The organism is Oceanobacillus sp. FSL K6-3682, from assembly GCF_037976165.1.
Taxonomy (GTDB): domain Bacteria; phylum Bacillota; class Bacilli; order Bacillales; family Amphibacillaceae; genus Oceanobacillus; species Oceanobacillus sojae.
This window is the reverse complement of sequence record NZ_CP150263.1, coordinates 2,965,678-2,978,285: the sequence shown is the minus strand read 5'-3', so window position 1 is coordinate 2,978,285 and position 12,608 is coordinate 2,965,678. Positions and strand designations below refer to the sequence as shown.

The 12,608-nt window shown below is 40.1% G+C and carries 12 protein-coding genes; 11 read left to right on the top strand and 1 reads right to left on the bottom strand.

Translation table 11 applies throughout. The features are described 5' to 3' along the window. Positions 1-90 precede the first annotated feature (90 nt). The 9 genes from pyrR (at position 91) to pyrE (ending at position 10,196) form a co-directional block, all read left to right on the top strand. Positions 91-639, top strand: a complete 549-nt coding sequence (gene pyrR, locus MHH51_RS14880) for a bifunctional pyr operon transcriptional regulator/uracil phosphoribosyltransferase PyrR (protein ID WP_339282405.1) — start codon at positions 91-93, stop codon at positions 637-639. A 151-nt stretch (positions 640-790) separates the two neighbouring features. Next, positions 791-1,720 carry an aspartate carbamoyltransferase catalytic subunit gene (locus tag MHH51_RS14875; RefSeq protein ID WP_147209603.1) on the top strand — a complete coding sequence of 310 codons (930 nt, stop codon included), beginning with the start codon at positions 791-793 and terminating at the stop codon, positions 1,718-1,720. Further along, positions 1,677-2,960, top strand: a complete 1,284-nt coding sequence (locus MHH51_RS14870) for a dihydroorotase (RefSeq protein WP_339282404.1) — start codon at positions 1,677-1,679, stop codon at positions 2,958-2,960. Before MHH51_RS14875 ends, MHH51_RS14870 begins: the two co-directional genes overlap by 44 nt. Beyond that, on the top strand, positions 2,953-4,053 hold the full coding sequence (locus MHH51_RS14865) for a carbamoyl phosphate synthase small subunit (RefSeq protein ID WP_156986042.1): 1,101 nt from the start codon (positions 2,953-2,955) through the stop codon (positions 4,051-4,053). The genes MHH51_RS14870 and MHH51_RS14865 overlap by 8 nt, the downstream gene beginning before the upstream one ends. Beyond that, positions 4,046-7,246 carry a carbamoyl-phosphate synthase large subunit gene (gene carB, locus MHH51_RS14860; RefSeq protein WP_156986043.1) on the top strand — a complete coding sequence of 1,067 codons (3,201 nt, stop codon included), beginning with the start codon at positions 4,046-4,048 and terminating at the stop codon, positions 7,244-7,246. The genes MHH51_RS14865 and carB overlap by 8 nt, the downstream gene beginning before the upstream one ends. After that, positions 7,246-8,001 carry a dihydroorotate dehydrogenase electron transfer subunit gene (locus tag MHH51_RS14855; protein ID WP_339282403.1) on the top strand — a complete coding sequence of 252 codons (756 nt, stop codon included), beginning with the start codon at positions 7,246-7,248 and terminating at the stop codon, positions 7,999-8,001. The genes carB and MHH51_RS14855 overlap by 1 nt, the downstream gene beginning before the upstream one ends. Further along, a complete protein-coding gene (locus MHH51_RS14850; RefSeq protein WP_339282402.1) occupies positions 7,998-8,912 on the top strand; it encodes a dihydroorotate dehydrogenase in 915 nt (304 codons plus the stop codon). Before MHH51_RS14855 ends, MHH51_RS14850 begins: the two co-directional genes overlap by 4 nt. Further along, positions 8,909-9,598 (top strand): orotidine-5'-phosphate decarboxylase, encoded by a 690-nt coding sequence (pyrF, locus tag MHH51_RS14845; protein ID WP_339282401.1) that lies wholly within the window; start codon positions 8,909-8,911, stop codon positions 9,596-9,598. Before MHH51_RS14850 ends, pyrF begins: the two co-directional genes overlap by 4 nt. Then, positions 9,588-10,196, top strand: coding sequence for an orotate phosphoribosyltransferase (pyrE, locus tag MHH51_RS14840; protein ID WP_147209597.1), 609 nt, complete (start codon positions 9,588-9,590; stop codon positions 10,194-10,196). Before pyrF ends, pyrE begins: the two co-directional genes overlap by 11 nt. Before the next feature lie 50 nt (positions 10,197-10,246). On the opposite strand, the gene MHH51_RS14835 is transcribed toward pyrE, so the two are convergent. Further along, positions 10,247-11,008, bottom strand: coding sequence for a methyltransferase domain-containing protein (locus tag MHH51_RS14835; RefSeq protein ID WP_339282400.1), 762 nt, complete (start codon positions 11,006-11,008; stop codon positions 10,247-10,249). A gap of 136 nt (positions 11,009-11,144) precedes the next feature. Here MHH51_RS14835 and MHH51_RS14830 point away from each other — a divergent pair, with 136 nt between their 5' ends. Together MHH51_RS14830 and MHH51_RS14825 are read left to right on the top strand one after the other, a co-directional pair. Continuing rightward, entirely contained in the window at positions 11,145-12,011 is an 867-nt protein-coding gene (locus tag MHH51_RS14830) for a LysR family transcriptional regulator (protein WP_156986048.1), read from the top strand. 90 nt (positions 12,012-12,101) lie between these two features. After that, complete coding sequence (locus MHH51_RS14825; protein WP_339282399.1) at positions 12,102-12,524, top strand: organic hydroperoxide resistance protein; 423 nt, start codon at positions 12,102-12,104, stop codon at positions 12,522-12,524. Positions 12,525-12,608: the final 84 nt, after the last annotated feature.

Below are 12,608 nucleotides of genomic sequence, written 5' to 3'. Positions count from 1 at the left end.
GGATACGTCAGCAAGTTTGCTTAAGGTATGCGTATGCCCTTTTCCATCAACAGGAAAAGGGCTTTTTTATACGGAAGGAGCGGAACCGGGATGAAGAAAAAAACAGAGATTCTTGATGCGGCTGCAATAAACAGAGCATTGACCAGAATGTCTCATGAGATTCTGGAAAAGAATAAAGGTGGAGAGAACCTTGTTTTAATTGGAATCAAAACAAAAGGCGTTCCGCTGGCGAAAATTATTCAGGAAAAAATAAAACAGATTGAATCGATTGATGTTCCTTTTGGTGAATTAGATATTACAATGTACCGGGATGATTTGGAGAAAAAAAGTAATCACGAGGATCCGCAAATCAATTCAGTTTCTATTGACATGGATATAACAAACAAGCAGGTAATCCTGATTGATGATGTTCTTTATACAGGCAGAACAGTCCGTGCGGCAATGGATGCAGTAATGGATGTCGGCAGACCGGCAACGATTCAGCTTGGTGCTTTAGTAGACCGTGGCCATCGTGAGCTGCCTATTCGGGCTGACTATGTGGGTAAGAATATTCCTACGGCTGAACAAGAAATAGTTGTTGTCCAGCTGAGTGAAGAAGACCAGATTGACCTTGTTTCTATTTATGAAAAGAATACATGATAACTTTTAATCAAATCCAGAGAGATTTGAAAGGTTGTTTAGTAAAGCGGATGCTTAATTAGGGCATTCGTCTAGCTCTCTGCAACCTTTGCAGGGAGTTTTTTTGTACAATTTTATAAAAAAAATGATAGCAAAGAAGGGGAGATGGGACGTGAAACATTTTATTTCCATGCAGCAATTATCGGGAGAAACGATTAATCACATTCTTAAAGAAGCTGAATCGATAAGAAAGTCACCAATTACGATTAATAAACAGCTATTTGCTGCAAATCTATTCTTTGAACCCAGTACAAGAACAAAAATGAGTTTTGAAGTTGCCCAGAAAAAATTGGGACTGGAAATGTTAGATTTGCATACAGAAGCATCCAGTCTTGTAAAAGGAGAATCATTATATGATACATCCAAGACCTTTGAAGCTATTGGTGCAGATGTATTAATTGTCCGTCATCCTTCTGATTATTGGATAGATGAAATAGAAGAAGAAGGACAACTGCGTATCCCTGTTATTAACGCTGGTTCAGGGAAAGAAGAGCACCCTACACAATGTATGCTGGATTTATTAACTATGTACCAGGAATTCGGTAATGTGAAAAGGAGAAAGGTTGTTATCGCTGGGGATATAAAACATAGCCGTGTTGCCAGATCAAACGCACTGGCTCTGGAAAAATTAGGAGCAGATGTTTTCTTGAGCGCAGCACCGGGCTTTGAAGACGATTCTCTGCACTTCCCGTACATTACAATGGATGAGGCAGTCGAAATTGCAGATGTTGTTATGTTATTAAGAATCCAGCATGAGCGTCATATTCACAAGGCAGAGACCTTTGATTATCTTTCTCTCTATGGACTAACAATGGAAAGAGCAGCAAAAATGAAGAAGCATGCCATTATTATGCACCCTGCCCCGATTAACAGAGGGGTAGAGATTGATACAAAGCTTGTAGAAAGTAAACAATCACGTATTTTTAAACAAATGGAAAATGGCGTCTATGTGAGAATGGCCATTTTAATGCATGTACTAAAAGAATGGGGGATTATTAATGAAAACGAAATTAACAAACGCCAAGCGCTTAACATCATCTAATGAACTGGTAAACTGTGAGATTTTAATCGAAGACGGCAAAATACGGGAAATAGCTTCTGAGATAACTGAACAGGCTGATCAAACCCTCGACGCAAAAAATAACCTTGTATCACCAGGTTTTATCGACGTACATATTCATTTACGTGAACCGGGTGGTGAATATAAAGAAACGATTGCAACGGGAACACAGTCTGCAGCGAGAGGCGGATTCACAACAGTTTGCTCTATGCCAAACACGAACCCGGTCCCTGATAATGCAGATACGTTAGACCAGCTGCTGCAAAAAATTAAGGCAGATGGAGTAGTTCGCGTTCTTCCATATGCTTCCATCACTAAAGGTTTAAAAGGAGAAGAACGTACAAATATTAAAGAGCTGTTCGAACATGGCGCATTTGCTTTTACAGATGACGGAGTAGGTATTCAGACAGCTAATCAAATGTTTCAGGCAATGAAGGATGCAGCTGCATGCGGTGCAGCAATTGTTGCTCATTGTGAGGATAATTCCCTTGTTTATGGCGGGGTGACACATGATGGAGAAGTGAGCAAGAGGCTGAACCTTCCTGGAATTCCATCTTTAAGTGAATCTGTACAAATTGCCAGAGATGTATTATTAGCAGAAGCAGCTGATTGTCATTATCATGTATGCCATGTCAGCACAAAGGAATCTGTCCGTGTGATCCGTGATGCAAAAAAAGCAGGAATTAAAGTAACTGCAGAGGTTTCACCGCATCATCTGATTTTGAATGAAACAGATATTCTTGAAAATGATGCTAACTTCAAGATGAACCCGCCTTTAAGAGGAAGGGATGATCAAGCAGCACTGATTGAAGGGCTTTTAGATGGAACCCTTGATTTTATTGCGACAGACCATGCTCCTCATGGTGAAGAAGAAAAAGCAAATGGATTTTTAGAAGCTCCATTCGGTATCGTTGGATTAGAGACAGCTTTTCCATTGCTATACACACATTTAGTACAGAAAAATGTTTTAAACTTACATGAATTAATCGATAGAATGACAAAAAAACCGGCTGATGTTTTCGGACTTCCTTATGGAACAATGAAAGAAGGCGCTCCTGCGGACTTAACAATTGTTGATTTGGAAAAAACAGCTAAGATTGATCGTTATCAATTTGCATCTAAAGGGAAAAATACCCCTTTCCATGGCTGGGAGGTAACAGGATTCCCTGTCATAACAATTGTAGGCGGTAAAGTTGTATTTGAGGAGGGTAACCATGCGTAAACGTAATTTAATCCTGGAGGATGGAACAGTTTTTGAGGGATATGGCTTTGGAAGTGAAAATGTTTCTAAAGGAGAGATTGTTTTTAACACTGGTATGACGGGATATCAGGAGGTTATTACTGACCCAAGCTATTGCGGTCAATTTGTAACAATGACTTATCCTTTGATTGGGAACTACGGGATAAATCGGGATGACTTCGAAACAATTACACCTTTTATTCATGGGTTGATTGTTAAAGAATACAGTGAACAGCCTTCTAATTTCCGGAATGAAGAGACCATAGACAGCTTCTTGAAAGCTAATAATATCCCTGGTATTTCTGGAATTGACACAAGAAAATTAACGCGAATCATCCGGAAGCATGGAACGATGAAAGCAGCTATTGTGTCAGCGGAAGAAGATATAGAAAAAACAGTGGAAGAACTAAGAAATACAGAATTTCCAAGAGATCAAGTAAAGAGAACTTCTACTGGCAAGCCATATGTTGTTCCGGGGAGAGGACGTCGGGTTGTATTAGTAGATTTTGGTGCAAAGCATGGTATTCTGCGCGAGCTGACAAAACGCGATTGCCAAATTACAGTTGTTCCTTATAACTACAGTGCAGAGGATATTCTCCGCCTTCGTCCAGACGGGATTATGCTGACTAACGGCCCTGGAGATCCAAAGGATGTACCAGAGGCAATTGAAATGGTGAAAGGAATTCTTGGCAAGGTGCCGATATTTGGGATCTGCCTTGGGCATCAGCTTCTGTCGTTAGCCTGTGGAGCAGATACCGAAAAGATGAAGTTTGGACATCGAGGTGCGAATCATCCGGTAAAAGATTTAGAAAATGATAAAACGTACCTTACCTCTCAAAACCATAGTTATGCAGTGAATCCGGCTACGTTAAAAAATACGGAGCTTGAATTAACACAAATCGCAATCAATGATGGAACGGTAGAAGGTGTAAGACATACTATTTATCCTGCGTTCTCGGTGCAGTATCATCCAGAAGCATCTCCAGGACCAGAGGATACAAATTATTTGTTTGATGAATTTTTAGAGCTTATGAAGCAACAAGAGAAGAAGCAGGAGGTTCATATTAATGCCTAAACGTACTGATATTCAAAAAATTCTCGTAATTGGATCTGGTCCAATTGTTATCGGACAAGCAGCTGAGTTTGATTATTCTGGAACACAGGCTTGTCAAGCATTAAGAGAAGAAGGATACTATGTTATCCTGGCTAACTCTAACCCGGCAACGATCATGACCGATAATACGGTTGCAGATAAAGTATATATGGAACCTTTAACAGAAGAGTTTTTAACAAAAATTATTCGTAAAGAGCAGCCGGACGCTATTCTGCCTACGCTTGGCGGACAGACGGGCTTGAACCTTGCAATGGAGCTTGTACGAAAGGGAATTTTAGAAGATCATCATGTGCAACTCTTAGGAACAGCGCCAGAGTCCATTCAAAAGGCGGAGGATAGAGAGTTATTCCGTAACTTGATGAATGAATTAAATGAGCCGGTGCCTGAAAGTGAGATAGTACATACAGTGGACGAAGCTGTAGAATTTGCCAATTTAATTGGTTATCCATTGATTGTACGACCTGCATATACACTCGGCGGTACAGGCGGAGGAATGTGCTACAATGAGCAGGAACTTAGAGAAATTACACATAACGGCCTTGTGCTCTCTCCGGTTAACCAGTGCTTAATCGAGCGTAATATTGCCGGTTTTAAAGAGATTGAATATGAAGTAATGCGCGACCATAAGGACCAGGCCATTGTTGTTTGTAATATGGAAAATATCGATCCTGTCGGCATACATACAGGAGACTCTATTGTAGTTGCACCGTCACAGACATTAAGTGACCGTGAATATCATATGTTACGCAATGCTTCCTTAAAAATTATCCGTGCGCTAGAAATTGAAGGCGGCTGTAATGTCCAGCTGGCACTGGATCCGTACAGCTTCCAATACTATATAATTGAAGTAAACCCGCGTGTCAGCCGTTCATCTGCTCTGGCTTCCAAAGCAACAGGATATCCAATTGCAAAGATTGCAGCGAAAATCGCAGTCGGCTATACACTGGATGAAATAACAAATCCAATTACCGGTAAAACATATTCCATGTTCGAACCGGCATTAGACTATGTGGTAACGAAATTCCCGCGTTTTCCATTTGATAAATTTACCTCAGGCGACCGCCGTTTAGGGACGCAAATGAAAGCAACAGGAGAGGTTATGGCGATTGGCCGTAATCTGGAAGAATCATTACTTAAAGGTGTACGTTCGCTGGAAATGGGCACAGAGGAGCTTCACCTGGCAAAAGCGGTAGAATTAGATAAAGAAACATTGAATAAACGCTTGAAGCGTGCAGATGATGAACGAATTTTTCTTTTAGCTGAAGCCCTGCGCCGCGGTTATACTGTTGATGAAATCTTTGAAATGACAAAAATTGACCGCTTTTTCTTAAACAGCTTAAATAAAATTATTGAAACTGAAAAAACATTAAGTGAAAATAAAAATGATACAGCTGTGTTAAAACAAGCAAAACAATTAGGAATAGCTGATGCTCAAATTGCCCGAATCTGGAACACCTCTCTTGATGAGGTATACGCATTAAGAAAAGCAGAAAATATCTTCCCGGTTTATAAAATGGTAGACACGTGTGCAGCAGAATTCGAATCGGAAACACCATATTTCTACAGTACTTATGAAACGGAAAATGAATCAGAAGTATCTGAGCGTAAAAAAATCCTGGTGCTCGGCTCCGGCCCAATCCGAATTGGGCAAGGGATTGAGTTCGATTATGCAACTGTACATTCTGTCTTTGCGATTAAAGAGCTAGGCTATGAAGCGATTATTATGAATAATAACCCGGAAACGGTATCTACAGATTTTACTATTTCCGATAAGCTTTATTTTGAGCCGCTCACATTAGAGGATGTCATGCATGTAGTTGAACTGGAAAAACCAGAAGGCGTTATCGTACAATTCGGCGGGCAGACAGCAATTAATCTTGCTGACGGATTGGAACGCCGCGGCGTGAAAATTTTAGGTACTGGTCTGGAAGCAATAGACCGGGCAGAAGATCGCGATAAATTTGAAATTTTATTGGATGAGCTTGATTTGCTTCGTCCACAAGGGAAAGCAGTACCGAAATTAGATCAGGCAATCGAAACAGCAAACCAAATCGGCTATCCGGTCCTTGTCCGTCCTTCTTATGTAATTGGCGGGAGCCGCATGGAAATTGTTTATAGCGAAAAAGAGCTGGAAAACTATTTAGCGAAGTCTGATAACATTGACTCAGCACATCCAATTCTAATTGACAAGTATCTGACAGGAATGGAAGCGGAAGTAGACGCAATTTGTGATGGAGAAACAACCATTGTTCCAGGAATTATGGAGCATATCGAACGTGCAGGTGTCCACTCTGGTGACTCTATGGCCGTATATCCTCCACAGCGTTTAAGTGAAGCTGTTAAAGAAAAATGTTTAGATGCAGCGGTAAAAATTTCACAAGCACTGAATGTGAAAGGGTTAATCAATATCCAGTTCATTATCCGTGATGAAGATGTTTACGTACTTGAAGTAAATCCAAGAGCGAGCAGAACAATTCCTTTCTTAAGTAAAATTACCGGCGTAACAATGGCAAACATTGCGACGAAATGTATCCTGGGTGAAAAATTAGCCGATATGGGCTATGAAACTGGCATTTTACCTGAGCAGGATCTTGTTTCAGTGAAAATTCCAGTATTCTCTTTTGAAAAGCTGCGCAGTGTGGATACGATTCTTGGACCAGAAATGAAATCTACCGGAGAAGCAATCGGCTATGATAAAACATTAGAAAAAGCGTTGTATAAAGGACTTATTGCTTCCGGATTAAAAGTTCCGCAAGAAGGCGGCGTATTATTAACAGTTGCTGATAAAGACAAGGCAGAAATGCTGGAAGTAGCAGAACGATTCCATCAGCTTGGCTTTCTACTCTATGCAACACAGGGAACAGCAGCATATATCCGTGAAGAAGGAGATATTCCGGTTGTTGAGGTAGGCAAGGTCGGACTAGATGAACCGAATGTACTTTCTATCATCGAGGAAGGAAAAGTACAATTTGTTATTAATACACTTAATTCCGGGCAAAAGCCAAGATCAGACGGCTTTTTAATCCGTCGTGAAGCTGTAGAGCATGGTATCGCAAGTTTAACCAATCTAGATACTGTTAATGCGATTATTAACGTCATCGACTCTACCACATTTACTGCAAAACCAATCAGTCAGCAAAAGGTGACACCATGATGAAGAAAAGACATGAAATGAAGGTATTATCCGTTGAAACCATTGCTAAAGAAACGGTTGAAATGAAATTATATCAGCCAGAGGTCAGTCAACAAACGGTGCCAGGGCAATTCTTGCATCTGCTTGTTCCGGGCTTTACATTAAGAAGGCCTATCTCTATTGCAAAAGTAGACAGGCAAGAGGGGACAGTTACCATCTTATTCAAGATAGTTGGTGGTGGAACAAAAGCTTTAGCGGCTTATCAGCCGGGAATGACCGTTGATGCGCTTGGACCAAATGGAAATGGCTTCTCTATAGATGATGTATCAGAAGGCGGGCGTGTACTGTTAATAGGTGGAGGAATTGGAATTCCTCCTATCTACCACCTTGCAAAACGCTTAAGTGAAAAAAATGTGGAGCTTGTTGCTGTGTTGGGATTTCAGTCAAAGGACTATGTCTTTTATGAAGAAGCATTTAAGAAAATAGCTGAAACGTATGTGGTAACAAATGACGGTTCTTACGGACATCAGGGCTTTGTAACACATGTATTCCCTGAGGTCGGTGCATTTGATCAGTATTTCAGCTGTGGACCGCTGCCGATGCTGCGTGCAGTGACAACAGAGTTAAAAGACTCGAAAGGCAAGGTATCTCTGGAAGAAAGAATGGGCTGTGGTGTTGGTGCGTGTATGGCATGTGTATTGCCAACCGTGGATAACAACTATAAAAAAATTTGCAGTGATGGACCAGTATTTTCATCGCAGGAGGTTATCTTATGAACCTGGAGGTAAAGCTACCTGGACTAACGCTAAAAAATCCAATAATGCCGGCATCAGGCTGTTTTGGATTTGGCAAGGAGTACAGTGAATTTTATGATTTAAGCCGTTTAGGCGCTATTATCATGAAGGCAGCAACCCAATTTGAACGCTTTGGCAATCCTACGCCAAGGGTTGCAGAAACGTCATCTGGCATGTTAAATGCTATCGGTCTGCAAAATCCTGGAGTAGAGCGGATTATTGCAAATGAGGTTCCAAGACTTGCAGAATATGATACTTCTATTATTGCAAATGTTGCAGGGAGCTCTTTAGAAGAATATATTTTTGTAGCCAGAGCATTTAACGAAATAAATGATGTGAATGCATTAGAATTAAATATATCCTGTCCGAATGTAAAAGAAGGCGGTATTCAGTTTGGGACAGATCCGGATATGGCTAAGAAGGTTACTGCAGCAGTAAAAGAAGCGAGTAATCTTCCTGTCTACGTAAAGCTGTCACCTAATGTGACAAATATTGCAGAAATGGCAAAAGCTGTAGAAGAAGCTGGAGCAGATGGATTATCAATGATTAATACACTGACTGGTATGAAGCTTCACCTGCCTACTGGAAAACCGCTAATTGCTAATCAGACCGGCGGATTATCCGGACCGGCGATTAAACCAATTGCTATCCGGATGATTTATGAAGTACGGCAGCAGGTATCCATCCCGATTATCGGCATGGGAGGAATCTCTACAGCGGAGGATGTTTTAGAATTTTTGCAGGCCGGTGCAGATGCAGTAGCAGTCGGTACAGCAAATTTCCAAAATCCTTTTGCCTGTGTAGACATTATTGATGCACTTCCAGAAACATTAATAAAATATCAATATACTTCGGTGCAAGATGTTATTGAAAGAAGGGGTGCAGTAGTATGAGCATCTATGTCGCATTAGATTTTCCAACGTGGGCAGATACGGAACGTTTTTTAAGAGAAAATGATTTAGCGGGAGTCCCCGTAAAGGTAGGGATGGAGCTTTTTTATCGTGAGGGTCCGGCAATTATTGAAAAGCTGCAGGCGGATAATCATCCAATCTTTCTGGATTTAAAGCTTCATGATATTCCAAATACAGTTCATCAGGCAATGAAAAATATTGCTCCTTTAAATGTGGATTTAGTAACAACACATGCGATCGGCGGAAAAGAAATGATCTACCAGGCAAAGCAGGGGCTGGCTGGCTCATCGACAAAGCTGATGGCAGTGACTATCCTTACTTCAATGGATAACGACGTATTAGATCAGGAGCTTGGTTTACAGGGGAATATTGAAGAGAACGTTATCCGCTTTGCATCTTTAGCAAAAGAAGCCGGGGCGGACGGGGTGGTCAGCTCTGTTCATGAGGTACCCGTGATAAAAAAACATTGCGGAAAGGATTTCTTATCAATAACACCCGGGATCCGTTTAGCAGATTCTTCCCAGGATGACCAGAAACGCGTGGCAACACCTGGAAAAGCAAAAGCACTTGGCAGTGATTTTCTTGTTGTTGGCAGAAGCATTACCAAAGCAGAAAATCCTAGAAAAGCATATGAACAAGTATTGAAGGAGTGGCAGCATGGAGAATAATGTAACAAAAGATTTATTAGCAATTGAGGCAGTACAATTAAATGTAGATAATTATTTCACATGGACATCCGGGTTAAAATCACCCATTTATTGTGACAATCGTTTAACCATGAGTTATCCTGCTGTCCGCAAAAAAATTGTTAAAGCATTTGCAGAAATGGTGAAAAATAGTGAAACAAAACCGGAAGTAATTGCCGGCTGTGCAACTGCCGGTATACCGCATGCTGCCTGGTTAGCGGAAGAATTGGATTTACCAATGGTATATGTACGTTCTAAACCAAAAGGACACGGAAAAGGCAATCAAATCGAGGGCGCATCTGTAGAAGGGAAAAAGGTACTCGTTATTGAGGATCTGATTTCCACCGGCGGATCCTCCATTCAATCTGCACAGGCACTGGAGCAGGAAGGTGCTGAAATTACTGCAGTATATTCCATTTTCACTTATGGACTTCCAAGAGCAGAGGAAGCTTTTACAGAGGCTGGTTTGTGCTATCATTCTATTACTGGCTTTGATCAGTTATTGGAGCTACTTATAGAAGAAAACAAGCTTACAGAAACAGAAAAAGAAACCGTTCTTGCCTGGAGAAGTAAGTTATAAGATGAAAAAAGGATATGAGGCCGGGGAGGCAGCATATCCTTTTTTCATTACTATTTTCCCCACATACTAATCCACTCATCAATGGCAAAGGTATGAATGTCATCTTCTTCTTTCTGTAAACGTATATACTTTTGCAGCTTTTTATCTGCTGTTTGTATAAAATGAATCACTTGCTGTTTTACTTCCACCGTATCCACCGTACGATTAAGCCAGTCTTGGAAAGGAAGTTCTTTTATCCGTATGTCATCCTGAATCAAAGTAAACTGGCATTTTGAAAAAAGTGCCTTCCATTCAGAAATCTTTTTGGCACGCTCATGACTTGGATCACGCATTTCTTCCAGCTGATTTAAAAATTGATCTTCTGCTTCATTCTCGGAAGCGACATTATCAACAAATAGACATTTTCCTCCAGGTTTTAAAACACGATATGCTTCATGAATAAACTTTTCAGGATGTGGAAAGTGGTGTGCTGCGATACGGCAGGTGACAATATCCATAGAATTATCAAGAAAAGGTAGTTCTTCGGCATCCGCGATAATAAATAAAATGTTGTCGTTTTCATTTATGCTGTTTCGGACATTTGATAACATTGCTGGTGTTAAATCTGTTGCAATAACTTGTTTGGCGGATGGAGCTAATGTTTTTGCGACCTGGCCTCCACCTGTAGCAATATCTAAAATAATTTGTTCTTTAGTTGGTTTTAACCAATCTGAAATTTTCTGTAGAGCTGCTGGATTACTGTGTGTACTGCTATTGACATAAGCATCTTCTCTTTTGGAGAATAACTCTTTGTTTAAAAGCTTCTTATCCATATAACATACTTCCTTCCGTTTCTCTATATAAAGTAAAGAAAATCTTCTTAATTAAATACTATATGCTATAATGAAATAAGTAAAATACTATATTTTAATCAAAAATGATAATTAATACTTATTGGAGGGTTTTCCTATGCGGATGGATGATTATGAAATCCTGTTAAAACTCTATGAAATTGGCACAATACGGGGAACAGCAAAAGCTATTCTCATTTCCCAGCCGGCAGTTACACAACGCTTAAAATACATGGAAAACTATTTTGGAGAAACGATATTTATACGGACATCAAAGCGATTATTACCAACCCCTGCCGGGGAACGGGTTATTCAGCATGCAAAAGAAATGGTGGAGAAGGAGCATCTATTTAAAAATCGTTTAGCAGAGACTGGAGAAGAAATACAGGGGACACTATCAATTGCTTGTTCTTCATTAATCAGTCAACGTTATCTGCCGGATATTTTAGGAGAATATACGGCTGCCTATCCAAAGGTAGCTGTTGATTTAGTAACGGGAATCAGTGAGGATATCAGAAAAAACCATAAGCAATATCATGTATGTATTATTCGCGGTGATAAATTAAAAGAGACTACATCAATGCATTTGTTTGATGATCCTCTTTATATTTTTGATACAGAACCTTTTCCGGAGCACGGTATAAAAGAAAGACCAATAATCTCTTTTAAAAGCGATGACAGCATGCATGAACTTGTCGACAGCTGGTTATTTGAACAGCAAAATTATATAAAACCGCAAAAAAAGATGACAGTGGATCAAATTGAAACCTGTAAACAATTTATGAAGCAGGGTATAGGAATGGCTGTACTACCAGGGAGTGTCTCGAACCATCTCAAAGAGCATTACCCATATATTCCTTTATTTTTAGAAAAAGAAGCAGTGACACGTGATACCTGGGTCTGTTTTCAAGAAGGAATCCGTCAGCTCCCGCAGGTTGATCATTTTCTTAATCTATTGGAGAACTATGATTTTATTGCAGATTAAAAATAGAGTAACTTTAGAAAAAAAGGTTTAAAGGAATGCAATAAAGGAAATAGTACCTTTAGATTAAATTATAAAGGAGCAGTGATTTCGATGAGTAACATTATTTTCAGTTCAAAAGCAACAGCACAAAATGGAAGAGACGGCCATGTGAAATCAGATGACGGGATTATTGATGTTAACTTAGTCAATCCGGCTGGCAATAAATCAGGCGAAAAAGGCTCCAACCCAGAACAGCTCTTTGCCGCCGGTTATGCGGCATGTTATGATGGTGCACTTAATTTAATGGCATCCAATAAAGGTAAAAATATTACTTCAGAAACAACAGCTGAGGTTCATTTCATGAAAGATCCTTCAGATGATGGCTTTAAAATCGGAGCCACTCTCCATATTAAAATTGAAGGCGTCAGTCAGGAAGAAGCAGAAGACCTGGCAGAAGCAGCGCATCAATTTTGCCCATATTCGAAAGCCACAAGAGGCAATATTGAAGTAGAATTGAAACCGACAGCGGTTTAAAAAGCATATTACAAAAAACTCCAATCTCATAGGATTGGAGTTTTTTGTAATAAGAAGTACTTCCTATAAATAAAATGAAAAATC